This window comes from Histophilus somni 2336 (genome assembly GCF_000019405.1).
GTDB lineage: Bacteria > Pseudomonadota > Gammaproteobacteria > Enterobacterales > Pasteurellaceae > Histophilus > Histophilus somni.
Genome location: NC_010519.1, coordinates 1,618,239 through 1,644,154 on the forward strand (window position 1 = coordinate 1,618,239; position 25,916 = coordinate 1,644,154).

The following is a 25,916-nucleotide window of genomic DNA, read 5'->3' on the forward strand; positions in this document are numbered from 1 at the left end:
AGTTAATCAATATATTCGATCAATACTCTAGGTGTTAATTTAGTGATAAGTTCATAGCTTATCATACCGCTAATTGCAGAAATTTCCTCAATAGGTAATTCCTTTCCCCATAAAATAACTTCATCACCCACCTTATCTTGACTCTCAATACCAAGATCTACCGTTAACATATCCATCGATACACGCCCAACAATTGGTACTTTTCTGCCATTAATATAGACCGGTGTACCTTGAGGCATATCCCGTGGATAACCATCTCCATACCCAATAGCTACAACGCCTATTTTGGTATCTCTCTCACTAATCCAACTTCCACCATACCCCACAGGTTCACCTTTTTTATGATTTCTAATAGTAATTAATGAAGAAGTTAACGTCATAACCGGAATCAATCCATAAACCTCAGCAGGCGTATTATTCGGCGAGATACCATACATAATAATACCTGGACGAATCCAATCTAAATAGGCTTGCTGCCAAAACAAAATACCTGATGAGGCAACAATAGATCGCTCACCTTGTTTACCCTCGGTAACTTGTAAAAAACGCTCTAACTGAATTTCCGTATAACCACACATCAATTCATCTGCCCGACTAAAATGACTCAAAAACCCGATTTCTTTTACATTTGAACATTGAACAAGTTGCTGATAAAAGTCTTCTACCTGTTCAAGATCTACACCTAAACGATGCATTCCTGTGTCAATTTTCAACCATACTTTAATTTTATTCGGCAACTTGGCTTTCTTAAGCACATAAAGCTGTTCTTGATTATGGATAACTGTTTGAATGTTATTAACAGCAATAATTGGCAAATCATCCTCGGAAAAAAAACCCTCTAATAATAAAATAGGTTTAGTAATACCTTCAGTGCATAGACGTAATGCTTCCGATAATCTAGCCACACCAAAACAGTCAACCAGATGATGCAGAGTAGAGGAAACGAACTCCAAACCATGTCCATAAGCATTTGCCTTAACAATTGCAATGACTTTACTGTTTTTGGCTTTTTGCTTAATAACTTGAATATTATGTTTTAATGCAACAGAACTAATCCTGGCTGTTGGAGGTATGACATTCATTGATTCGACTCTAATCTTATTTTGTATAATACTGCGGTATATTTGCTAAATTATCAAAACGTGAATATTGCCCCTGAAAGGCTAATTTCACTGTTCCAATAGGTCCATTACGTTGCTTACCGATAATAATTTCCGCAATGCCCTTATTATCTTCCGTTGTTTCGTTATAAACTTCATCTCGATAAATAAACATAATCAAATCCGCATCTTGTTCAATGGATCCCGATTCACGCAAATCCGAGTTTATAGGTCGCCTATCCCCTCTGTTCTCCAATGTACGATTTAACTGAGAAAGTGCAACCACAGGAACTTTTAATTCTTTCGCTAATGCTTTTAAGGAACGAGAAATTTCTGCAATTTCTAAAGTGCGGTTATTTTCAAATCCTGGAGCTCGCATTAATTGCAAATAGTCAACCATGATTAAACTTAACCCGCCATTTTCTCGATACACTCGTCTTGCTCTGGAGCGTAATTCCGTTGGCGTTAATCCCGAAGAATCATCAATATACAAGTTAGGTTTTTGCTTAAACATCCCAAAGGTTCCGGAAATTTTAGCAAAATCTTGCTGTGTTAAATTACCTGTACGGATTTTAACCTGATCCACTCGAGAAAGTGAGGCTAACATACGCATCAAAATCTGTTCAGCCGGCATCTCCAAGCTAAAAACCAAAACCGGTTTTTCCGATAACATCGCAGCATTCTCACATAAATTCATAGCAAATGTTGTCTTACCCATCGAAGGACGAGCTGCAACAATAATTAAATCGGATTTCTGTAATCCAGATGTTTTTTGATCCAATGCAGTAAAACCGGTTGAAACACCGGTCACACCGTTATTTGTTGGTGTAGCCGCCAGATTTTCAATTTTATCAATAGTGTTAAAAAGAAGATTTATTACATTTTGCGGTCCTTCATTAGCTGATGTTCGTTTTTCCGCAATAGAAAATATATCACGCTCCGCATTATCCAAAATGTCTTTTATTGCTTGCCCATTTGGTTTATACGCATTTTTTACAATATTATTTCCCACTGAAATTAACTCACGTAAAATTGCTTTTTCACGCACAATTTCAGCATAAGTCAAAATATTGGCCGCACTCGGCGTATTGTTGGACAACTCTGCTAAATAAGCAAAACCACCGACCTCTTCACTTTTTCCTTTTGTCTTTAACACCTCATCAAGAACTAATAAATCAACAGGGGTATTTTGTGCAAATAATAATGCAATTTCTTGAAAAATAATCCGATGTTCAAAAGTATAAAAATCTTCGGCAATGATCTGATCCGCTACGCTATCCCAATAACGATTATCTAATAGAATCCCACCTAAAACAGCTTGCTCCGCTTCAATGGAATGAGGAGGAATGAGGGTTTGCTCAAATTTTTTATCTTTGATCCGTGCAGATTGATTTGAACCGGTAGTTGCTTTAGTCATTAAAAGAAAAATTACCTAATTAGAAATTGAAAACTGTGCTATATGATATACCAAATCTAAGCGAGAATTAAGAGAGAGGGAAAAATTAATCAAAACAATATAAGTGATGAAAAGCAACCGCACCTTAAAGTGCGGTTATTTTTGAGAAATTTTACTTCTTACGTCGTTCAATTAATGCCTCAGACAATTGTTGTAATACAATTTCTGTATCTGACCAACCAATACAAGCATCGGTAATACTTTGTCCATAGGTAAGTGCTTTTGCTTCAACTAAATCTTGACGACCTTCAACTAAATGGCTTTCAACCATGACACCAAAAATTTGTTTTGAACCATTGGCAATTTGAGTACAAACATCAGTGCAAACATCTAACTGTTTTTTAAATTGTTTACTACTGTTCGCATGACTAAAATCCACCATAACATGCGGAATGCGACCGGTTTTTTCTATATCCGCACAAACTGTCCGAACATCTTCCGCACTATAATTAGGACCTTTCTCACCTCCACGCAAAATAATATGACAATCCTCATTTCCTTTTGTAGACACAATTGCTGAATGACCGAATTTTGTGACAGATAGAAAATAATGTGGTGCTTCTGCCGTACCTATTGCATCAAGAGCAATGCGAACTCCACCGTTAGTTCCATTCTTAAAGCCCACCGCACATGACAAACCGGATGCCAATTCACGATGAACTTGCGATTCCGTTGTTCTTGCTCCAATAGCCCCCCAACTCATAAAGTCCGCAAGGTATTGCGGTGAAATCATATCTAAAAATTCACCGGCAGTAGGCATTTCCATATCGTTAATATCAGATAACAATTTACGTGCAATACGCAAACCATCATTTAAAGCATAACTACCATCTAAATGAGGATCATTCACTAATCCTTTCCAACCCACAGTTGTACGTGGTTTTTCAAAATACACACGCATTATAATTTCCAACGTATCATGATATTTTATACGCATTTCTTTAATGCGTTTAGCATATTCCAACGCAGAAGCAGGATCATGAATAGAACAAGGTCCAATAATAACGAGTAAACGATCATCTTTTTGATGAATAATGTTATGTGCTGCCAAGCGGGCTTTTTTTACTGTTTTAATGGCTACATCACTTGCAGGAAATTTTTCTAATAATGCAATCGGGGGCAAAACTTGCTCAACTTTTGCAATTCTGGTGTCATCATTTGCAATACGAATATTATTTTTATTCTTAGCCATATACTACTCTCTCTTACTACATAAAATTTACAATCATAGAATTAACAATTTATATTTAATGGTATTAAACGTAACATTTATTTTTGTACTAGTAAACTAATTTCTCCTAGTACGCACTTAAGACTTGTGCAGGTTGTAATTTAGCCGCTCGGCTTGCTGGATATAAACTTGCCAATAAACTCAACATCAAAGCGACCACTAGTACCATAAGTACATCTTGCCAATGTAATTCGCTCGGTAAAAAATCAATAAAATAAATTCCATCTGATAATAACTTTTTATCCAGTAAAAATTCAATAAATTGAATCAGATCGGTTAAATTTAAACTCAGTATTACCCCCAATGCTATTCCAACTAAACAGCCTTTCATACCTGATTGCAACCCGTACCAAACAAAAATTTGTTTAATAAAACGATTATTAGCCCCCAATGTACGCATAATAGCAATATCAGCCTGTTTATCTTTTACTGCCATAATCAAAGTTGACACAATATTAAAACAGGCAACACCTATCACCAACACCATCGCAATATACATTACTGTTCTAATTAACTGAATATCGTTATACATATAACCAAACTTGCCAATCCAATCTTGAACTTGTAGGCGTTGCGGATAATCATATAAATATTCATACGTCATATTTCTAACCGCAAAAGGATCTTGAACTTTTAGCTCAACCCCAGTAATTTCATCGGGCGTATAATCCAATAATACTTGTGCTTGCGATAAGCTCATCAACGCATAACTATGATCCAATTGCCCATCTAAACGCAAAATACCTGTTACTTGAATGCGATAACGGAGAGGCTGAGATAATTGATTATCGCTATTAGCAAAAGAAATTAATAACGTTACCCAATCATTTTCGGATACACCTAATTCTTTCGCAATGCCATAGCCTAAAACCAAACCGCCATTTTTCTGAAATTGTTGCCAGCCATCATTTAACACAAATTTACTCAAATTACTCACTTGATCTTGTGTAACTTGTTCTATTCCCCTCACTTGAGCTACTTTCAGTTTTGTGCCGTTTTCAATTAATGCCGTAAATTCAACAAAAGGGGATTGTGCTAAAACATTTGGATCCTGCTGTAAAAGTGCGGTAATTTTTTGTCGACTTTCAATCTTGACATTTCCTTGCTCTTGATACGATATAATTTCACTATGTGGAACAACAGATAAAATACGCTGATTAAGTTCTCGCTCAAAACCGTTCATCGCACTTAATCCTACAATCAACACTGCCACACCTAATGCAATTCCAATAGTTGAAAATAAAGCAATTAATGATACCAACTTATTTTTAGAACGACTGTATTGATAACGCCAGCTAATAAAAAATGGAGTATTCATGAGTTACTTTCCCTCAAGATACCGTCTTGCATCACTAAACGGCGACCCAACTTTTCCGCTAATTGCAAATCATGAGTTACTAATAAAAATGCAATTTTTTGTTCCTGATTAAGTTTTTGGATAAGTTCAAAAATACTTTCTGTTGTCTTATGATCCAAATTTCCCGTAGGTTCATCAGCCAACACGAGTTTTGGATTATTCACCAACGATCTAGCAATTGCAACACGTTGACGCTCTCCGCCAGAAAGTGCGGACGGTTTATGCAAAATTCTCTTAGCCAATCCCACCGCACTGAGTATATTCTCAGCTCGATCTTTCGCCTCTGTTTTATTTTTGTGACTAATTAACATCGGCATCATCACATTTTCAAGTGCGGTAAAATCCGCCATTAAATGATGAAATTGATACACAAATCCTAAATACTGATTACGCAGTTTAGCTAATTCGTCCTGTGTTGCCCTTTGTAGTGATCGCCCATGAATAAAAACTTCACCGCTTGTTGGCTGATCTAATCCGCCTAACATATGTAAAAGAGTACTTTTGCCGGATCCGGAACTTCCTACAATAGCAATTAATTCTCCTTCCTGCATGGAAAAAGACACCTCTTTTAAGACTTGAGTTTGAAGACTTCCTTCCTGATAATGCTTTGTAATATTTTGACAGATTAATAATCTATTCATCGTTTGCTCCAGTTCTCTTATTATTCATAACGTAATGCTTGTGCTGGCTCAATTTTACTCGCTCGGTAAGCCGGATAAATTGTTGATATTAAAGATAATGTTAACGAGAAAAATAAAATTAACGCAATTTGATAAACATTAATTTCTGTCGGTAAAAAAATACCCTGAGGATTAATCCACTGAATAATCTTCGCTAAATTCATTGCTACAACAACCCCTAAACCGCCACCTAACACAGCACCGCTTGCCCCTACAAAAAAACCTTGCAAAATAAAAATATTACGCACTTGTCCTTTTCTCAATCCCTGTGTTTGTAAAATAGCAATTTCACCTTGTTTATCCACCACCATCAAACTTAATGAAGTAACAATATTAGAAACCGCCACCACAATAATTAAACTAATTAGCAAGCTCATCATATTCTTTTCCATGCGAACTGCTTGGAAAAACTCCCCTTTTTGACTACGCCAATCTACAATTTTCCATTGCTCAGTAGGGAAAAACTTAGGCAATTCACTAATGAAAAAAGGATCTTGCAAAAATAAGCGATAACCTTGAACTTGTTCAGGTTTGATCCGCATTAAGCGTCCAATATCCGCTAAATTGGCAAAAACTGCATAGCTTGCCTGTTCAGAAAAGGAAGAGTAAATATCACTGATGGTAAATAAACGTTGTACCGGAACTCGACCAAAGGGAGTATATTGGCTATTTTCCGTCACCATCACTCGAACTTTATCACCAATCTGTACGTTTAATTTTTGTGCCAATTTCCAACCGATAATTAATTTAAACTCACCGATTGGAAGAAGTTGCGAAAAATGATTTTCTGAAAACTCACTCAATAAAGGATCATCAGAAAATTTTTGCACCCCAAGAATTTGCCCGGCACTGACACCTTGTGCAGTTTGAAACACGACAGAAGTTGTATTAATCGGCACAACTTTTTGCACAAAATCGGGCATGTCCGGTTGCGAGGCGATCAAATATATAGAATTATTTTTAGGCATTAAAATACTGTGCGGAATATTGGAAAGAACCTGTTGTTTTTGATATTTTTCCAAGCCGTTCATCACAGACAAAACAATAATTAACGCCATAACACCTAAAATAATACCAACGGTAGCAAGCGTCGTAACTAATTGCCCGAAGTGATCCGCACTTTTAGCCCGCCAATAGCGTAATGCAATAAAAAGAGAAATTGGAAAGGTCATCTTATAATCTATAAAATTACAAATCTATGAATTCACGTTGCGACTACATCAAGAAAATAAAAACAATAAAATTGGACTTATTAAACCAGTGTTTTCTTTGTTACTGAAAATCAATCTAACAAACCCAATTTAGTCATTTTTACTGAGTAAATAAAATCAGCTTAACTAATTATTTACCTGTTTTGACAAACTCTTCAATATTTTGTGCAACTTTGTTCACCAAAGTGGTCACCGCACTATCTGATGCCCATGCAATATGTGGAGTAACAATCAAGTTTGGTAAACGAGTAGCTGCCTGAATAAGCGGATTCTCTTTCTCAGGCGGCTCTTTAACCAGTACATCAATAGCCGCTGCGGCAATCACTTTATTTTCCAATGCTTCAACCAGTGCCTGTTCATCAACTAAAGGGCCTCGTCCGGTATTAATTAAGTAAGCCGTCGGTTTCATTAACTTTAACGTTTCTGCATTAATCAAATTTTGTGTTTGCTCCGTTAAAGGACAATGCAAAGTCACAATATCCGCTTGCTTTAAAACCTGTTCAAAAGGTAAATATCCCGAACGAATTTCCGTTGCACCACAACGTTCAGCGTAAATCACATTCATACCAAGTGCGGTCGCTAATCGACCAATTTCCGAACCTAAACAGCCTTTACCTATCACGCCTAAAGTTGATCCTTTAACATCGGTAATCGGATAATCAAAATAGCAAAATTGTTTACAGTCTGCCCATTTTGCACTTAACTGATCTTTGTACCAATTCATTAAACTATGTTTTAAGGCAAAAATTAAACCTAAGACATGCTCAGGTACGGTTACCGAAGAATAGCCGGTTACATTTTTTACTGTAATACCCAATTCTTTAGCTGCTATTAAATCAACATTATTCGTTCCCGTTGCCGTAATAGCGATTAATTTTAACTTAGGTAATTGCAACATCACCTCACGACTGAAAATAACCTTACTGGTAATAACAATATCAGCCTCTTTTGCACGATCTATCAACTGATCAGCATCGGTATATTCATATTCAATCCATTGATGCTCAAAACTTGGGCGAGGAATAGTAATATGTTTTGGAATTGCCGTACTGTCTAAAAATACAATTTGCATCATTTTCTCCTTAGTTAATTGGAATAGGCCGTGTCAATATACCAAAGTAATAAACATAAATATAGAAAAAATCCGTATTCACTAAAAATACGGATTTTTCATTATGCTCATTTAATTTGAAGTATCTATTTCCTCAAAAGATTTAACTAGATCATCAATAGCTTTCATTTGTGCAACAAAAGGTTCAAGTTTTGATAAAGGTAATGCCGATGGTCCATCACACTTTGCTTGGTTTGGATTAGGATGAGATTCTAAGAATAATCCGGCTAATCCAATCGCCATACCGGAACGAGCCAATTCGGTTACCTGATCACGACGACCACCGGAAGCTGCCCCAAAAGGATCACGACATTGTAAAGAATGAGTTACGTCAAAAATAACAGGGCAACCTTGCGACACTTTTTTCATAATATTGAAACCGAGCATGTCCACCACTAAGTTGTCATAACCAAAATTAGTACCTCGATCACACAAAATCACCTTATTATTTCCACATTCTGCGATTTTTTCCACAATATTGCCTATTTGACCTGGGCTTAAAAATTGTGGTTTTTTCACATTAATCACCGCACCTGTACGAGCCATCGCCTCAACTAAATCAGTTTGACGAGCTAAAAAAGCCGGTAGTTGAATAATATCAACGACTTCCGCTACAGGTCGGCATTGATAAATTTCATGTACATCAGTAATCACTTTTACACCAAAAGTCTCTTTTAATTCTTGGAAAATTTTTAATCCTTCTTCCATTCCCGGACCACGATAAGAATGAATAGAAGATCGATTAGCTTTGTCAAATGAGGCTTTAAATATATAGGGTACGCCTAATTTTTGCGTAACTTCTACATATTTTTCACAAACTTGCATCGCCATATCACGACTTTCCAACACATTCATACCACCGAATAAAACAAAAGGCTTATTATTGCCGATTTCAATATTGCCTAACTGAATAACTTGATTTTGCATAATCATTTCCTTACTAATGAATAGATTCAATTTCTAATTGTAAATATTCCAATTGAGGTAATAATAAAAGTGCGGTCGGATCTTCCGGACATTTTTCTAAAAAATATTCAAAGTCATTCAATGCCGCTTGCATACACCCCATTTGAGTTAATACCACCCCACGATCACGAATTTCATAAGGATCATCAGGATTTCTGGACAAGAGCATATCAATATATTGATATGCCTCATTATTTCTAAATTCACGAATTAACGCATGCTTTGCTAATTGACAAAACCGATTCGTTAATTCTTGCACATCTGCAACTTCTAATATCTCCAAGCTTAATTCAGTACCAAAACCAAATGCTCCTTCATATAACTTTTTTAGCTGAGAATATGTCATATATTGACCATTCCAAGGATCAATAAAGGCAACCTCTTCATCAACATCAGCACGCAAAATTAATTGCGTAGGAAAATTGACCGGATAAATGGGCAAATTCAACCTTTCAGCCAAGTATAAAACTATTGCTCCCAGTGTTACCGGCATTCCTCTTCGTTGCGTTAACACTTGATCCAAATATAAATTCTCCAACGCAAAATACCGTTCGGGATCACAAAAAAATCCCCATTCTCCATACATCAACTGCAATAAATGATGAATTTTTCTTTTAGTTTCCCAATTAGAATCAATTTTTTTACGAGCTTCACGAACCAAACCGCCAATCATGCCTCGAATACGCCGTATTTCTTTACTACTATTGTCATGCGTAATAAGATAAAAAGAGGTCATTTCATCATATAATGCTTTATGATAATACTTCATTTTTTCCTCTTAATTGAGCTAATGTTATTCGCTCATTACCGCCATAATCGTTAATCGTTTCAACTTGTTTCCACAGTTTCTCGGCAAAAAAAGACCGCACTTTTTGCCCTTGCTGCCAGCCATGCTCTACTAATAAAAAACCTTGTTTTTTTAAATAATTAGGAGCTTGCTCAATAATATATTGTAAATCGGCATATCCTTTTTTTTCTGCCACCAACGCCGTCAAAGGCTCAAAACGTACATCACCCTGATTTAAATGCTGATCTTCCGCATCAATATAAGGGGGATTACTGACAATTAAATCAAATTGTCCAGTTACTTGCTCAAACCAATTACTTTGCAAAAACTGTACTTCGGTCAAATGATTACGCACTGCATTAGTTTTTGCTAATTTAACAGCGTCGGCAATAACATCCAGACCAAATATCTCAAAATGTTGACCGCTCTTTTTCAGTTCATCAGCCAACGCCAAAGCTATAGCACCTGTCCCTGTTCCTAAATCTAAAATACGAATGGGGGATTGAGTAAAGTCTTTTGATTTCTTAAGCAATTGAATGCAAACCAGTGCTTGTTCAACCAAAATCTCAGTATCTGGACGTGGAATTAAAGTATAGGGAGCCACCTGTAAATTTAATGTCCAAAATTCCGTTTCACCCAGCACATACGCCATTGGTTCACCTTTAGCACGGCGAACCAATAATTCTGTGAGTTGTTTCAATTCATCCTCTGTCAATAAGGTTTCTGAAAAAGCTAAAATCGCTGATTTTGAACGTTTGGTGACGGTTTGCAATAACAAATTTGCATCAACTTTAGCATCTAAGAAAGGATCTTTAGCAACATTCTCAAATAAACGTTTTTCGGCAAGTTCCAGCCATTGTTGATAATTCATTTCTTTAGTGAAACTTAAGTTTTCTTCACAACGATAGTCGACATAACTATATCCACTAACGAACGTCTTTCCTTATTTGCAAAAGCAACAATTGCACTAACTGAAGTTAAGATACCTGTTAATGCAAAAAGCTGTTCAATAAATTCACGCAATACATAACGACCAAATGTTAAGGGGTGATTTGTTCTATAGTCTATCACTTGTAAATTTAGCCATTTCTTTGCTAATGTTTGCTTAGCATTATACATGAGGAATAATTGATATCCGATATAGAGGAAAATAAAAATGAGACCTGCAATCTGGTTCAAAACAATAGATCCAAACAAAATAGCCACATAGAACAACAATACATTTATGAGGGAAGCCAACCAACGCTTAAATCGACTGGCATAAACAATATCTGATACGTTATTAGAATTTGCTTGTAATTTATGATCTTCTTCAACAATAAATTTACGATTTTCATCATTAGAATTGTTTTTTTCATTTAATTTTTCAACAATCATTGTATCTCCTTCTCATAATCTTAAGAGGAATTTTTTCTTCGTCAAAATAGATTAATTTTGTTCGGACAACATTGCCAACTGATCTGCTTGATATTCCGTAATAATTGGTTGAATTAGCTCGTCAATCTTGCCATTCATCACTTCATCAAGGCGATATACCGTTAAATTGATACGATGATCCGTTACACGACCTTGCGGGTAATTGTAAGTACGAATTTTATCTGATCGATCGCCTGAACCTAATAAATTACGACGAGTATCCGCTTGGGCTTGAGCTTGACGTTCCTGTTCAGCTTGTGCAATACGAGAAGCTAAAACGGAAAGTGCCTTCGCCTTATTTTTATGTTGTGAACGCTCATCTTGACATTCCACTACAATACCCGTCGGAATATGCGTAATACGCACCGCAGAATCCGTTGTATTAACATGCTGACCACCAGCTCCCGAAGAGCGGTAGGTATCAATACGCAAATCCGACGGATTAATCTCCGGCATTTCATTTTCCGGTAATTCAGGCATAACAGCTACGGTACACGCAGACGTATGAATTCTGCCCTGAGATTCTGTTTTTGGTACACGTTGCACACGATGCCCACCGGACTCAAACTTCAGTTGACCATACACGCCTTCGCCATTCACTTTGACAATAATTTCTTTATATCCGCCTTGCTCACTTTCATTTGCATTCAATACTTCCACACGCCAACGTTTACTTTCTGCATAACGACTGTACATGCGAAATAAATCACCGGCAAAAATACCAGCTTCATCACCGCCAGTTCCAGCACGAATTTCTAAATAAGCATTGTATTCATCATTTGGATCTTTAGGTAATAACAGGATTTGTAATTGTTGCTCCGCATTTTCAATTTCAGCTTTTGACTCTTCTATTTCCAATTCAGCCATTTCTTTCATATCAGGATCATCAAGCAATAGTTGTGTTTCTTCAATATTGTTATTCAACCAATTCCAACGTGCAAAACATTTTACAACATCTTCTAATTGAGCATATTCTTTTGAATAAGCACGGAATTTATCTTGATCGTTAATGACAGAAGACTCCCCAAGCAACGCTTCAAGTTCTTCATGTCTCTCTTTTAAGCTCTCTAATTTACTAATAATACTGGCTTTCATTCTCTGACCTTACAAAATAATAATGTAAATTTAAATTTCAAAACTTAATATCACCGAACCATTGGTATATTTTATCGTGTATTCGAGTACCATAAAAATCAACAATATTTCTATCATATTTGAAAACAGCGGTGGAAAATAAGGTAATCACTCTTTCAAAATTCACATCAAGCAATTCAAATAGTTCACTCGGCACAACATCTTGATATACAAATACATTCTCAAAATACTTTTGATAATCTGTTGTTTCTCTAGGGTGTGGTTTTATCACTAGCAAACGCTCGTCATAATTTTTTATGATATGTTGATAAATGGCTATTTTCTCTTGTTCTGATATTACACGATCTTCTGATAAACACTGCGTAAATAATATATATTTCTTCATTTTTAACGATATAAGTGAATCTAAATTAAAAGCAAAGAAATCCAATATGTTATGTTGTTCTTGAGCTGTTCTTGTTTTCCATAAATGCTCTAATGAAATCAGTTCAACTTTATGCCTAATGTCACTTGGTACATTTTCTAAAGAGGTCAAATAAATTTTCTTTACCGTCTTATGAAAACCAAAAACAGGAATATTCCTTGTTAAATTAATTTCATATCTTTTAGGACTAAAATTCGCTATGCCATCCTCGATTAAATAAAAATCAAAATATTTAAGAAAATAATCTGTCCAACCTAAATGATCAGCACCATAAACAGGAATACGGTCAATCTTAAATCGATAAAAATAAAGTTTATAATAGAGACGCCAAAATTTTGTTATTTTCTTTTTAATGGCAACATAGTGCTTGATTTTATACTTTTTATGTAATTCAAAACCTTCATTAAAAACAAATAACACTTCATCTAAATGATATTTATTTAACATCAGAAAAATCAACAACATTCTTAAACTACTGACAATAACAATTGCTTTGATTTTTATATTATACTTCATGATATTCAACTATTTTGGCTCTAAATCTTAGATTATTACCCAACTCCGAAAACAGAAAATTCAATTCGAGGCTGCCTTAGAATTACCTAAAACAGCCTCTATATAATAACCATAATAGCAGAGCTACATTACAGAAACATTTAAAGTGGAGCCACCAACAATACGAACTCGAGCTCCCGGCACTAAAGTTGCATCATACTTTTGCACAACAACAATTTCTTGTCCATTGTCTTTTCTGATAACAAGTTCCAACGCATTAATCTGACTTGCTTTTTCTTCTACTTTACTACCAATTACCGCTCCGGCAATAGCACCAACTGCTGCAGCGACTGCCTGTCCGGTACCACCGCCTATACCAGATCCCACTATTCCACCTAAAGCACCACCACCAACAGTCCCAATCACACCTTGGTTATCGCCTTGAATTTTAACCGGACGGATTGATTCGATGATACCATAACTGATTGAACGAGCTGATTTAGCTTGTGTGCCACTATATACATTACCACTGTATATATCTTCATTGGCACACCCAGCTAATCCCAAACTAAGTAAAATAGCTAATGATAAAGTCATTTTTTTCATAATAGTTAACCTCTCTTTTTTGATTAATTTTTAGATGTTCTAGAAAGCCAAGAACTTGATCTTTTACGAGAAATATTTGTTACTGTTATACCATCGTCATTGTGAGACACCTCTACACAAGAGCCTACAACTAAATGAGAATCGTAAGAATGACTTAATACGATCTCCTTAATTCCTCCCTCTTGCTGTTTGCAATCATTTTTACGAATAGTTAATTTTAAATTATTTCCTTTTTGAGCAGCGAACAAAATTTCGCCCTTATACACATTATCATTTTTTGTAGATGAGCAAGCTGCTAATCCTAAAAAACCTAATAATAAAGTGAATGCTAATGTTACTTTTTTCATCGAATCTAACCCTCAATTATCTTTTTGATATGATACGGGTGAACTTTTATGCAAGTATGATTTTCTAGTTGATTAACAAAACTCACTGCAATAGACGGGTTAGGTAATTGCTCGCCATCCGCCTTAGGTTCACTTACTTTAACTTTCAAATTAGCCAATTCGTCCCATAAAAATTGTTGTCTTATACGTGTAACCCATTCATCAACAGTTTCATTCACTTCAAATGGAATTACAACTTCAATATGCTCCCAGTTTTCCACTGGATACACTTTATCTTTAGGGAACGGTAATTCAATAATATCAATAAACTGATCCGAAAAACGTATCGGATTATCAAGTTGAATTAAATAAATAACTCTCCCGTTTACAATATTACCGCTCAGAATTGTACCGCACTTTAACAGCAAAGTCAGCCAATCCTCCGCAGATTTACGTTTATTTACTCTCAAGGCAATATGATCAATTTCAACACGATCTAACCGTAATTGCATGAAATGGGCTAATTCAATAATTTTTCTTTCAAATTGTTCAAACTCATCTAATGAGATATTAGATTGCCGAAACAAAGAATGATTTTGGTTAAAAATCTGCATTTTTTATTGCTTTATCTTTTCTGAATAAGGAAAGAGCGGTATCATAACGCATTATTTTCACAAATCAATTATTAGGTATATCAGTGAATATTCAGTCTATTTTATCTAACAAAATCAAACAAGCGATGCGTCAAGCCGGTGCAGATGAACAATGTGATGCTTTAGTGAAACCATCCAGTAAACCTCAGTTTGGCGATTATCAAGCTAATGGAATTATGGCAACAGCTAAAAAACTGGGTTTAAATCCCCGTGATTTTGCTCAAAAAGTACTCGATCTCATTGATTTAAAAAATATTGCCGAAAAAATGGAAATTGCAGGCCCCGGATTTATTAATATCTTCTTAGATAAAAATTGGCTGGCAGAAAATATTCAAGTTACCCTACAGGATAAGAAATTAGGCGTTACAGTCGAAGAAATTCAAACCATCGTTGTAGATTATTCCTCACCGAATGTAGCAAAAGAAATGCACGTTGGACATTTGCGTTCAACCATTATTGGCGATGCTGTAGTTCGTACATTGGAATTTTTAGGGCATAACGTTATTCGAGCGAACCATGTTGGTGACTGGGGTACACAATTCGGTATGCTTATTGCCTATTTGGAAAAAATGGAAAATGAACATGCTTCAGCAATGGAACTGGCAGATTTGGAAGCCTTCTATCGTGCTGCTAAAGAACATTATGATAATGATGAAACCTTTGCAGAAAAAGCACGCAATTATGTCGTAAAACTACAAAATGGTGATGCTTATTGTCGCACAATGTGGAAGAAACTTGTTGATATTACTATGCAACAAAATCAACGTAATTATGATCGCTTGAATGTGACCTTAACCCAAAATGATGTAATGGGGGAAAGTCTGTATAATCCAATGCTACCTGAAATAGTTGCAGATCTAAAAGCACAAGGTTTAGCCGTTGAAGATGAAGGTGCACAAGTTGTTTACCTCGAAGAATTTAAAAATAAAGATGGTGATCCGATGGGGGTTATCGTGCAGAAAAAAGATGGCGGTTTCCTCTACACAACAACAGATATTGCAGCGGCTAAATATCGTTATCATACATTAAAAGCAGATCGTGCTTTGGTGTTTTCCGACACACGTCAAAGCCAACATATGCAACAAGCATGGTTGATTACTAGAAAAGCCGGTTATGTGCCGGACAGTTTCCAGCTGGAACATAAAAATTTCGGTATGATGCTAGGTAAAGACGGAAAACCGTTTAAAACTCGCTCCGGTGGAACGGTTAAACTGACAGATTTATTAGATGAAGCGATTGAACGTGCGGATAAATTAATTTCAGAAAAAAGTACCGCACTTTCAAGCAAAGAAAAAGCGGCTGTGATAGAGGCTGTGGGTATCGGTTCAGTCAAATATGCGGATCTTTCTAAAAATCGGACAACCGACTATGTATTTGATTGGGATATCATGTTAAGTTTTGAAGGAAATACCGCACCTTATATGCAATATGCTTATACTCGTATTCGTTCTATTTTCAACAAAACCGATATTAGCGAAGAACAACTTCACCCTGCAAAGATCCAGCTCACAGATGAAAAAGAGCGTTTACTTGCAATTAAATTGCTACAATTTGAAGAAACAGTACAAATTGTAGGCAAAGAAGGAACACCGCATATTCTATGTGCCTACTTGTATGAGTTAGCCGGTTTATTCTCTAGTTTCTACGAGCATTGCCCTATCTTGAATAATGATAATGAAAACGTGAAATTAAGCCGTTTAAAACTCGCCTTACTCACCGAAAAAACCTTAAAACAAGGTTTGGATTTACTCGGTATAAAAACAGTGGAAAAAATGTAGTTCAGATATTTCCATTATTGGTTAGTATAAAAAAGGCAACATCCGTTGCCTTTTCTGTAGGTTATTAATTTACTCATGGTGTCAACAAAGTTCTTAAAACTTTACCAATATCAGCCAAACTTCTTACCGTTTTCACGCCGGCTTTTTCCAAAGCGACAATTTTTTCCTCTGCCGTTCCTTTTCCGCCACTAATAATTGCTCCTGCATGTCCCATTCGTTTGCCTTTCGGAGCGGTTACTCCGGCAATATAAGCCACAACAGGTTTAGTTACATGTTTATGGATAAAATCGGCTGCTTCTTCCTCCGCACTTCCACCAATTTCACCAATCATCACTATCGCATCAGTTTCAGGATCTGCTTGGAATAATTTCAAAATATCAATAAAACTGGAACCGGGGATAGGATCTCCTCCAATCCCTACACAAGTGGATTGTCCAAACCCTTCATCTGTTGTTTGTTTTACTGCCTCATAAGTTAACGTGCCGGAACGAGAAACAATTCCGATACGCCCTTTTTTATGAATATTTCCTGGCATAATCCCCATTTTGCATTCCTCTGGTGTAATAACACCGGGACAATTTGGACCAATCATCACGACATCACTTTGCTGTAATTTTTTTTTCACCTCCAACATATCCAACGTTGGAATACCTTCTGTGATGCAAACAATAAACTTAATGCCCCCATCAATTGCTTCTAAAATAGCATCTTTACAAAAAGGTGCCGGAACATAAATCATTGTTGCGGTAGCACCAGTTTTCTCCACTGCCTCACGAACAGTATTAAAAACAGGCAATCCTAAATGCAACGAACCACTTTTTCCCGGGGAAACCCCTCCAACTAATTGAGTGCCATAAGCTAAGGCTTGTTCACAATGAAACGTGCCTTGTTTACCAGTAAAACCTTGACAAATCACTTTGGTATTTTTGTTAATTAAAATTGCCATTATTCACTCTCCTTTGCTGCATTAACTGCTTGTTCCGCTGCTTCAGTTAAGCTGTTTACAGCAATTAAATTCAAGTTACTTTGTGCTAAAATTTCACGTCCTAAGTCCGCATTTGTTCCTTCCAAACGCACAATAACTGGAACACTCACACCAATTTCATTGATTGCGGAAACAATTCCTTTAGCAATTAAATCACAACGCACAATACCGCCAAAAATATTCACTAATACGGCTTTAACCGCACTGTCCGTTAAAATAATTTTGAATGCTTCCATAACCCGTTCTTTTGTTGCTCCACCACCGACATCAAGGAAATTTGCTGGTCGTCCGCCATGTAATTTAATAATATCCATCGTTCCCATGGCTAAACCGGCACCATTGACCATACAACCAATATTCCCATCTAACGCAACGTAATTTAAATTCCACTTTTCAGCCTCAGCCTCACGAGGATCTTCTTGCGTTAAATCACGCATAGAAAACAAGTCGGGGTGACGATACAACGCATTATCATCAACCACAACTTTTGCATCTAAGCAAAATAATTCATCGTTTTTTAAAATAACCAATGGGTTGATTTCCAGTAGGGATAAATCTTTTTCAACAAATAATTTGGCAAGTTGGCAAAAAATTTGGCTGAATTGCTGAATTTGTTTCCCTGATAATCCTAATTTAAATGCCAATTCTCGCCCTTGATATGGCATCGCTCCAACCAAAGGATCGATAGTTACCCTATGCAATAAGTGCGGTGTTTTTTCTGCTACTTCTTCTATATCCATACCGCCTTCACTTGATGCCATAAAGACAATACGTTGAGAGCTACGGTCAATAATTGCACTCAAGTACAATTCTTTTTGAATTTCCGCACAGGGTTCAAGATAAATTTGATGAATCGGTTGTCCCTGTTCATTTGTTTGAACGGTAACTAAACGCTGTCCTAAAAACTTAGTAAAAAACGACCGCACTTCTTGTGCTGATTTAACCACTTTTACTCCACCAGCTTTACCACGTCCACCGGCATGGATTTGACATTTTGCAATCCATTGAGAACCTGATAATTTCTCAATCGCACTTAACGCCTGTTCAACATTTTCACAAACATAACCTTTAGTTACAGGTAAACCATAATCTGCAAAAAGTTTTTTACTCTGATACTCATGTAAATTCATATCGTCCCCTTATTGATACGTTTCAATACCGCACTTTTAGATTATCGGTACTTCTAAATTTCCAGTAGCAAGCGAGTCGGATCTTCCAGCAAGTCCTTCACTGTCACCAAGAAACCGACGCTTTCACGTCCATCGATTAAACGGTGATCATAGCTTAGTGCCAAATACATCATTGGGCGAATAACCACTTCACCATTAACCGCAACGGGACGATCCTTAATCGCATGCATACCCAAAATCGCACTTTGTGGCGGATTTATAATAGGTGTTGACATTAAAGAACCAAAAACGCCACCGTTAGTAATAGTAAAATTCCCCCCCGTTAAATCTTCAACGGTCAATTTTCCATCACGACCTTTTTCCGCCAACAATTTAATTTCTTTTTCAATATCTGCCATACTTAATTTATCGCAATTACGTACAACCGGCGTTACCAAACCACGAGGTGTGGAAACAGCAATACTAATATCAAAATAATTGTGGTAAACAATATCATCACCATCAATAGATGCGTTAATCTCCGGATAGCGTTTTAGTGCTTCAACCACCGCTTTGATATAAAAAGACATAAATCCTAAGCGTGCACCATGTTGTTTCTCAAATTTTTCTGCATAACGCTTGCGTAAATTCATAATCGGCTGCATATCCACTTCATTAAATGTCGTCAGCATTGCAGTAGTATTTTTTGCTTCCAGTAAACGCTCTGCGATACGCTTACGTAAACGTGTCATTGGTACACGTTTTTCATTGCGATGATCAATTTTCAACCCAGTTACAATAGACTGAGATGCTTGTGCCGTTTCTGTTTGTTGTGCTTTTTGCTTAACCACTAACGCTATATCTTCACGAGTAATTCGACCACCTACACCTGTACCTTTAATTTCATCAGCATTTAATTCATGCTCCGCTAACAAACGACGAACAGCCGGACTCAGTACATCGCTACTTGCATCAGTATTCAAATTAGCCGAATGACGATCTGCCGGTGTTTTTTCCACATTCTGTACAGTTGATTTTGTAACTTCTCCAATACCTGCCGAAGCGGATACTTTACCCAACAATTGTTTACTCACGACAGTTGAACCTTCCGGTTGTAAAATAGTTTCAAGCACCCCATCACTAAGTGCGGGAATTTCCAACACAATTTTATCAGTTTCAATTTCCACTAAAACTTCATCACATTTTACCGCATCACCCACGTTCTTATGCCACGTTACAACGGTTGCATCCGCCACAGATTCAGGGAGATCCGGAGTAATAATATCGAAATTGCTCATATTTTTTCCTCCTATTCATATTTCGCTTAAAATTAGATATATATCCGTTAATTATTGAAAATTTTTCCAATACTTTAACCTAGCAAAATTACGCTAATGCCTCAGTTACCAAAGCTCGTTGTTGCTCATTATGTAGAGATAAATAGCCCACTGCCGGTGAAGCTGAAGCTGGACGACCAACATAACGCAACTTACCATGTGGCGGTAACGACGTCCAAAAATTATGCTGACAACAATACCAAGCCCCTTGATTTAACGGTTCTTCTTGACACCAAACATAATCAGTCACATGAGAATAAGGTGCTAAAGCCTCTTTCATTTCTTCATGTGGATATGGATAAAGTTGCTCAATACGAATAATAGCAACATCCATTTGATTATTTTCTCGGCGTTGTTCCAATAAATCATAATAAACTTTTCCGGAACACATCACGACACGACGAACTTTTTGAGGATCAATCGCATCAATTTCCGCAATCACATTTTGATATTTTCCATGTATTAATTCTTCCATAGTAGATACTACAAGCGGACGGCGTAACAATGATTTTGGAGTAATAACAACTAATGGCCGACGCACTTTACGCAGCATTTGACGACGTAATAAATGATAAATTTGTGCCGGAGTAGAAGGTACACATACTTGCATGTTTTGCTGTGCACAGAGTTGCAAATAACGCTCCAAGCGAGCAGAAGAATGTTCTGGACCTTGCCCTTCATATCCATGTGGCAACAACATCACTAAACCACACATACGCCCCCATTTTTGCTCGCCGGAACTAATAAATTGATCGATCACAACTTGTGCAACATTCGCAAAATCACCAAATTGTGCCTCCCAAATAGTTAATGTCCGTGGTGCCGCTGTTGCGTAACCATATTCATAAGCTAAAACAGCTTCTTCTGATAATACAGAATCCCAAACTTCAAAACGCCCTTGTTGAGCATGTAATTGAGTTAATGGAATATACAACGTCGCATCTTTTTGATTGTGTAATACTGAATGGCGATGAAAGAAAGTACCACGTCCCGCATCCTCACCAGATAAACGAACATTATATCCCTCATCAAGCAAGGTCGCATAAGCCATTGTTTCAGCCATACCCCAATCAAATAATTTATCGCCTTGTGCCATTGATAAACGATCATCGTAAAGTTTTTTCACTCGAGGATGTAATGAATGCGAACTTGGATAATCACATACTTTCTTAGCTAATCCGACAAAACGCTCAGAATCAAAGGAGCCATCATACTCAGTCCATTCTTGCGTTAAATACTTAGTCCAATCTTTCGTTTCAATATCCGCTTCACGCCATTCCGGTACAACACAACCTCCATTATCCAAAGCATCTCGATATTTATTTGCTAATTCAATTGCATATGCTTCATCAATGATACCTTCAGTAACTAGACGGTTCGTATAAACTTTCGGAGGTGTTGGATGCTTACGGATACGTTCATACATAAGCGGTTGAGTAACAGCAGGTTCATCTGCTTCATTATGCCCATGTCGACGATATGACACCAAATCAATAAAAATATCACGCTTAAATTTTGCTCTAAATTCAACCGCCATTCGTGCAGCATAAGCAACAGCTTCCGGATCATCACCATTTACATGGATAACCGGTGCCTCAATCATCTTCGCTATATCAGTACAATATTCTGTTGAACGTGTATCCTGTAGATTTGAAGTGGTAAAACCAATTTGATTATTAATCACCACACGAATTGTCCCACCAACTGTATAGCCTCTCACTTCTGACATATTCAGTGTCTCTTGAACAATGCCCTGCCCTGCAACCGCACTATCTCCATGCACCGTAATTGGTAACACTTGAGAACGTTCAACGTCCTGAATACGATTTTGTCTTGCTCGCACAGAACCTAAGACGACAGGATTTACAATTTCTAAGTGGGAAGGATTAAATGCCAACGCTAAATGTACAATGCCATCGTCAGTCATAAAATCAGATGAAAATCCTTGATGGTATTTAACATCCCCCGTCCCACTGCCACTATGCTTACCGGCAAACTCATCGAATAATTCTGAAGGCTTTTTACCCAACACATTAACCAATAGATTCAAGCGACCTCTATGTGCCATGCCCATCACAATTTCTTTCACACCATTTCTGCTACTATGACGAATCATTTCTTTCATTAACAGTATAAAAGCATCGCTACCTTCTAAAGAAAAGCGTTTCGCTCCAGGGAATTTCGCTCCTAAATAACGCTCTAATCCATCTGCTGCAATTAATTCTTCTAAAAATTTCAGTTGCTCTTCTCGGGTGAACAGCGGCTTATCTAATAACCTCTCAACTTTGCGTTGCAACCACGTACGAGCGTCAAGATCGTTAACGTGCATAAATTCTAAACCAATCGTACTGCAATAAGTCTTTTTCAACGAATCGGCTAAATCACGTAACGAAATTTGTTCCTTGTTATAAACATAACCCCCAATATCAAAAACTTCATCTAAATCATTATCAGAAAAACCATAAAACTTATAATCAAGCGTTGGTGCCTCCATACGTTGCCACATTTTTAACGGATCCAAATCCGCATGTAGATGCCCTCGGTTACGATGCCCATTTATCCATTTAAGCACATTAACCAATCTCGCACTAACATTAGGATCTATCACCCCCACTCCATTTTGAGAAGTATCACGTGCTAAACGTTTAAAATAATCACGGACTTTTGAATGAGGCTGCTCAAGTGCGTTCTGTTTTGGAAGAGAATTGAAAACTTGTTGCCAACTTTCGTCAACAGCTTGAGGGTTATCAAGATAATCTTCATAAAGATCCTCGACATAAGACTGATTCGCACCACCTAAAGCACTGGATGCCAACCATTCACTGATAGGGCTATTTTTTTTCATTATGACCACCTAACTTGATTATTGATAGCAATTTACAGTGTAATTTTTTCCATTATACATAGATTTAGCCATAAACAATCTATTTATTTGATAAGCTATATCAATTTCAGCTGGAAATTAAAAATCAAATTACCTATCTAAGCAATAAAAAAGTTAAAAAGTTGTTAATAATTTTTTATTTTTTTGATCTACATCTCATTTTTAAACATCCAACACCTTATTTGTAAAAATAATGTAAAATTTATGCAGACAGTAACAAAATTAAACGTTATATTGAAAACATACACAAATATTCAACATCTTACTTTCTTTATAAACTTTTAAACTCTCAAGGGGGAATGTCTTATGTCTAAATTAACAGCAAAACTTACACTTAGTGACGGACGTGAATTTGATTTAAATGTTCAACAAGGAACGCTTGGATACGATGCTGTTGACGTTCAACCGTTAGTTAAAAATAAATTATTTACTTTTGACCCCGGATTTATGTCAACTGCATCTTGCGTTTCCGAAATCACCTATATAGATGGTGATAACGGCATACTGTTACATCGTGGTTATCCTATTGCGGATCTTGCTAAAAATGCGGATTATTTAGAAGTTGCTCATCTACTGTTATTTGGAGAACGCCCGAATAAAGAAGAATATGCCAACTTTATAAAGTTGGTCAAAAATCATACTTTAGTACATGAGCAAATTTCTCGCTTCTTCCATGGATTCCGTAGAGACTCTCACCCTATGGCGATTATGTGCGGGGTAAGCGGTGCCTTAGCAGCTTTCTATCATGATTCCTTGGATATTAATGATATTGAACACCGAGAATTAACAGCAATTCGTTTATTAGCGAAAATGCCAACGCTTGCGGCGATGTGTTATAAATATTCTATTGGACAACCTTTTATGTTCCCATTAAACAAACTTTCTTATGCAGGAAATTTTTTATATATGATGTTCGCAACGCCTTGTGAACCTTATGAAGTTAACCCTGTATTAGAAAAAGCGATGGATAGAATTTTCATTTTGCATGCAGATCATGAACAAAATGCCTCAACATCTACAGTGCGTACCGCTGCTTCGTCCGGAGCAAACCCTTTTGCTTGTATCGCTGCAGGAATTGCCTCTCTTTGGGGACCGGCTCATGGGGGAGCAAATGAAGCCTGCATCAATATGCTAGAAGAAATCGGTTCTGTTGATCGTATTCCTGAATACATTGCACGAGCAAAAGATAAAAACGATCCTTTCAGATTAATGGGATTCGGACATCGAGTTTATAAAAATTACGATCCTCGAGCTAAAGTGATGCGTCAAACTTGCCATGAAGTATTAAAAGAATTAAACATTCAGACACCGCTCTTTGACGTTGCTATGGAATTAGAACGTATTGCGTTAAATGATCCTTACTTTATCGATCATAAACTGTATCCAAATGTCGATTTTTATTCAGGAATTATCTTGAAAGCAATAGGTATTCCGACATCAATGTTTACTGTTATTTTCGCTTTAGCTAGAACAGTAGGTTGGATTGCTCATTGGAAAGAAATGTTTAAACCTGGCAATATGAAGATTGTACGCCCTCGTCAATTATACAAAGGACATACAGAACGTAAATTTGATGCCATTGAAAAATAATTTCTGTCAGAGTTAAAGTGAAGCTCGTCTCTTTTTGAATGGCGAGCTTGATTTTTTGTACCTTATTCTATTTTTATCAAAATTTACAATAAATCATGGTAAAATTAGACTAATTAATCATAATCGGGAATTTTTCTATGGCATACACTACCTTTTCACAAACTAAAAATAATCAATTATTAGAACCCATGTTTTTTGGTCAAAACGTCAATGTTGCCCGTTATGACCAACAAAAATATGAAACCTTTGAGAAATTAATTGAAAAGCAACTCTCTTTCTTCTGGCGACCGGAAGAAGTCGATGTATCACAAGACCGCATTGATTATCAAGCACTACCTGAACATGAGAAACACATCTTTATTAGTAATCTAAAATATCAGACATTATTAGATTCTATCCAAGGTCGTAGCCCCAATGTTGCCTTACTGCCATTAGTTTCCATTCCGGAATTGGAAACATGGATCGAAACTTGGACATTCTCAGAAACGATTCATTCCCGTTCTTATACACATATTATTCGTAATATCGTAAATGATCCGTCAATCGTTTTTGACGATATTGTCACAAACGAAGAAATTATCAAACGTGCAAGAGATATTTCTTCTTACTATGATGATCTAATCCGTGACAGTCAACTTTACGGATTATATGGCGAGGGTACTTATACAGTGGATGGTAAAGCCTGTAAAGTCACTTTACGCAACTTAAAACGCCAACTTTATCTCTGTTTAATGAGTGTAAATGCGTTAGAAGCAATCCGCTTTTATGTTTCCTTTGCTTGCTCTTTCGCTTTTGCTGAACGCAAATTAATGGAAGGTAATGCAAAAATTATTAAATTTATTGCCCGTGATGAAGCACTGCATTTGACAGGCACTCAGCATATCCTCAACATCATGGCGGCGGGACAAGATGATCCTGAAATGGCTGAAATCGCTGAAGAATGTAAACAAGAGGCTTATGAGTTATTCGTTGCAGCGGCGGAACAAGAAAAGGAATGGGCTGATTATCTCTTTAAAGATGGCTCAATGATCGGATTAAATAAAGATATTCTTGTGCAATATGTGGAATATATCACAAACATTCGTATGCAAGCTGTGGGCTTGCCATTGCCCTTCCAAGCACGTTCAAACCCAATTCCTTGGATAAACGCTTGGTTAGTATCGGATAATGTTCAAGTTGCTCCACAAGAAGTTGAAGTCAGTTCTTATCTTGTCGGACAAATTGATGCCAAAGTAGATACAAATGACTTCGGCGATTTCGATCTATAAAACACCTATAAAATCAACCGCACTTTGACCTAGGTTAAAAGTGCGGTTGAT

The 25,916-nt window shown here is 36.7% G+C and carries 23 protein-coding genes; 3 read left to right on the forward strand and 20 right to left on the reverse strand.

What is annotated here, in order from left to right; translation table 11 throughout:
- Nucleotides 1-2: 2 nt before the first annotated feature.
- The 16 genes from alr to HSM_RS07350 form a co-directional block, all read right to left on the reverse strand.
- Complete coding sequence (gene alr, locus HSM_RS07275) at nucleotides 3-1,082, reverse strand: alanine racemase (protein WP_012340562.1); 1,080 nt, start codon at nucleotides 1,080-1,082, stop codon at nucleotides 3-5.
- Nucleotides 1,083-1,098: 16 nt separating this feature from the next.
- Nucleotides 1,099-2,517 carry a replicative DNA helicase gene (locus HSM_RS07280; protein ID WP_011609094.1) on the reverse strand — a complete coding sequence of 473 codons (1,419 nt, stop codon included), beginning with the start codon at nucleotides 2,515-2,517 and terminating at the stop codon, nucleotides 1,099-1,101.
- Nucleotides 2,518-2,668: 151 nt separating this feature from the next.
- The gene (gene aroG / locus HSM_RS07285; protein WP_011609095.1) at nucleotides 2,669-3,748 is read right to left on the reverse strand and encodes a 3-deoxy-7-phosphoheptulonate synthase AroG; all 1,080 of its coding nucleotides are present in this window, start codon (nucleotides 3,746-3,748) and stop codon (nucleotides 2,669-2,671) included.
- A 106-nt stretch (nucleotides 3,749-3,854) separates the two neighbouring features.
- The gene (gene lolE, locus HSM_RS07290) at nucleotides 3,855-5,105 is read right to left on the reverse strand and encodes a lipoprotein-releasing ABC transporter permease subunit LolE (RefSeq protein WP_012340563.1); all 1,251 of its coding nucleotides are present in this window, start codon (nucleotides 5,103-5,105) and stop codon (nucleotides 3,855-3,857) included.
- Entirely contained in the window at nucleotides 5,102-5,785 is a 684-nt protein-coding gene (gene lolD, locus HSM_RS07295; RefSeq protein WP_012340564.1) for a lipoprotein-releasing ABC transporter ATP-binding protein LolD, read from the reverse strand. Before lolD ends, lolE begins: the two co-directional genes overlap by 4 nt.
- Before the next feature lie 20 nt (nucleotides 5,786-5,805).
- Nucleotides 5,806-6,996, reverse strand: a complete 1,191-nt coding sequence (locus HSM_RS07300) for a lipoprotein-releasing ABC transporter permease subunit (RefSeq protein ID WP_012340565.1) — start codon at nucleotides 6,994-6,996, stop codon at nucleotides 5,806-5,808.
- 169 nt (nucleotides 6,997-7,165) lie between these two features.
- On the reverse strand, nucleotides 7,166-8,107 hold the full coding sequence (locus HSM_RS07305; RefSeq protein ID WP_011609099.1) for a 2-hydroxyacid dehydrogenase: 942 nt from the start codon (nucleotides 8,105-8,107) through the stop codon (nucleotides 7,166-7,168).
- 111 nt (nucleotides 8,108-8,218) lie between these two features.
- A complete protein-coding gene (gene kdsA, locus HSM_RS07310; RefSeq protein WP_012340566.1) occupies nucleotides 8,219-9,073 on the reverse strand; it encodes a 3-deoxy-8-phosphooctulonate synthase in 855 nt (284 codons plus the stop codon).
- 13 nt (nucleotides 9,074-9,086) lie between these two features.
- The gene (locus HSM_RS07315) at nucleotides 9,087-9,881 is read right to left on the reverse strand and encodes a SirB1 family protein (protein WP_012340567.1); all 795 of its coding nucleotides are present in this window, start codon (nucleotides 9,879-9,881) and stop codon (nucleotides 9,087-9,089) included.
- On the reverse strand, nucleotides 9,865-10,770 hold the full coding sequence (prmC, locus tag HSM_RS07320; protein WP_012340568.1) for a peptide chain release factor N(5)-glutamine methyltransferase: 906 nt from the start codon (nucleotides 10,768-10,770) through the stop codon (nucleotides 9,865-9,867). Before prmC ends, HSM_RS07315 begins: the two co-directional genes overlap by 17 nt.
- 14 nt (nucleotides 10,771-10,784) lie before the next feature.
- Complete coding sequence (locus HSM_RS07325; protein WP_012340569.1) at nucleotides 10,785-11,276, reverse strand: RDD family protein; 492 nt, start codon at nucleotides 11,274-11,276, stop codon at nucleotides 10,785-10,787.
- Between the two features lie 51 nt (nucleotides 11,277-11,327).
- Complete coding sequence (gene prfA, locus HSM_RS07330) at nucleotides 11,328-12,410, reverse strand: peptide chain release factor 1 (RefSeq protein ID WP_012340570.1); 1,083 nt, start codon at nucleotides 12,408-12,410, stop codon at nucleotides 11,328-11,330.
- Between the two features lie 37 nt (nucleotides 12,411-12,447).
- Nucleotides 12,448-13,350, reverse strand: coding sequence for a glycosyltransferase family 52 (locus tag HSM_RS07335; protein WP_012340571.1), 903 nt, complete (start codon nucleotides 13,348-13,350; stop codon nucleotides 12,448-12,450).
- Nucleotides 13,351-13,473: 123 nt separating this feature from the next.
- The gene (locus HSM_RS07340; RefSeq protein WP_012340572.1) at nucleotides 13,474-13,935 is read right to left on the reverse strand and encodes an outer membrane lipoprotein; all 462 of its coding nucleotides are present in this window, start codon (nucleotides 13,933-13,935) and stop codon (nucleotides 13,474-13,476) included.
- A 23-nt stretch (nucleotides 13,936-13,958) separates the two neighbouring features.
- Nucleotides 13,959-14,282: a hypothetical protein gene (locus HSM_RS07345; RefSeq protein WP_012340573.1), complete on the reverse strand. Its 324-nt coding sequence runs from the start codon at nucleotides 14,280-14,282 to the stop codon at nucleotides 13,959-13,961.
- 5 nt (nucleotides 14,283-14,287) lie between these two features.
- The gene (locus tag HSM_RS07350; RefSeq protein WP_012340574.1) at nucleotides 14,288-14,875 is read right to left on the reverse strand and encodes a VOC family protein; all 588 of its coding nucleotides are present in this window, start codon (nucleotides 14,873-14,875) and stop codon (nucleotides 14,288-14,290) included.
- Nucleotides 14,876-14,958: 83 nt separating this feature from the next.
- Here HSM_RS07350 and argS point away from each other — a divergent pair, with 83 nt between their 5' ends.
- A complete protein-coding gene (gene argS / locus HSM_RS07355) occupies nucleotides 14,959-16,692 on the forward strand; it encodes an arginine--tRNA ligase (protein ID WP_012340575.1) in 1,734 nt (577 codons plus the stop codon).
- 73 nt (nucleotides 16,693-16,765) lie between these two features.
- Here the strand turns inward: argS and sucD are convergent, their stop codons facing one another.
- From sucD to sucA, 4 genes are all read right to left on the reverse strand, one after another.
- Nucleotides 16,766-17,638 carry a succinate--CoA ligase subunit alpha gene (gene sucD, locus HSM_RS07360; protein ID WP_012340576.1) on the reverse strand — a complete coding sequence of 291 codons (873 nt, stop codon included), beginning with the start codon at nucleotides 17,636-17,638 and terminating at the stop codon, nucleotides 16,766-16,768.
- Complete coding sequence (gene sucC, locus HSM_RS07365; RefSeq protein WP_012340577.1) at nucleotides 17,638-18,807, reverse strand: ADP-forming succinate--CoA ligase subunit beta; 1,170 nt, start codon at nucleotides 18,805-18,807, stop codon at nucleotides 17,638-17,640. The genes sucD and sucC overlap by 1 nt, the downstream gene beginning before the upstream one ends.
- A 53-nt stretch (nucleotides 18,808-18,860) precedes the next feature.
- Nucleotides 18,861-20,084 carry a 2-oxoglutarate dehydrogenase complex dihydrolipoyllysine-residue succinyltransferase gene (odhB, locus tag HSM_RS07370; RefSeq protein WP_012340578.1) on the reverse strand — a complete coding sequence of 408 codons (1,224 nt, stop codon included), beginning with the start codon at nucleotides 20,082-20,084 and terminating at the stop codon, nucleotides 18,861-18,863.
- Between the two features lie 88 nt (nucleotides 20,085-20,172).
- A complete protein-coding gene (sucA, locus tag HSM_RS07375) occupies nucleotides 20,173-22,968 on the reverse strand; it encodes a 2-oxoglutarate dehydrogenase E1 component (protein ID WP_011609113.1) in 2,796 nt (931 codons plus the stop codon).
- Between the two features lie 345 nt (nucleotides 22,969-23,313).
- Between sucA and HSM_RS07380 the strand changes: the two genes are divergently transcribed.
- Together HSM_RS07380 and nrdB are read left to right on the forward strand one after the other, a co-directional pair.
- Nucleotides 23,314-24,597 carry a citrate synthase gene (locus HSM_RS07380; protein WP_012340579.1) on the forward strand — a complete coding sequence of 428 codons (1,284 nt, stop codon included), beginning with the start codon at nucleotides 23,314-23,316 and terminating at the stop codon, nucleotides 24,595-24,597.
- A gap of 137 nt (nucleotides 24,598-24,734) precedes the next feature.
- Nucleotides 24,735-25,865 (forward strand): class Ia ribonucleoside-diphosphate reductase subunit beta, encoded by a 1,131-nt coding sequence (gene nrdB / locus HSM_RS07385; RefSeq protein WP_011609115.1) that lies wholly within the window; start codon nucleotides 24,735-24,737, stop codon nucleotides 25,863-25,865.
- Nucleotides 25,866-25,916 lie beyond the last annotated feature (51 nt).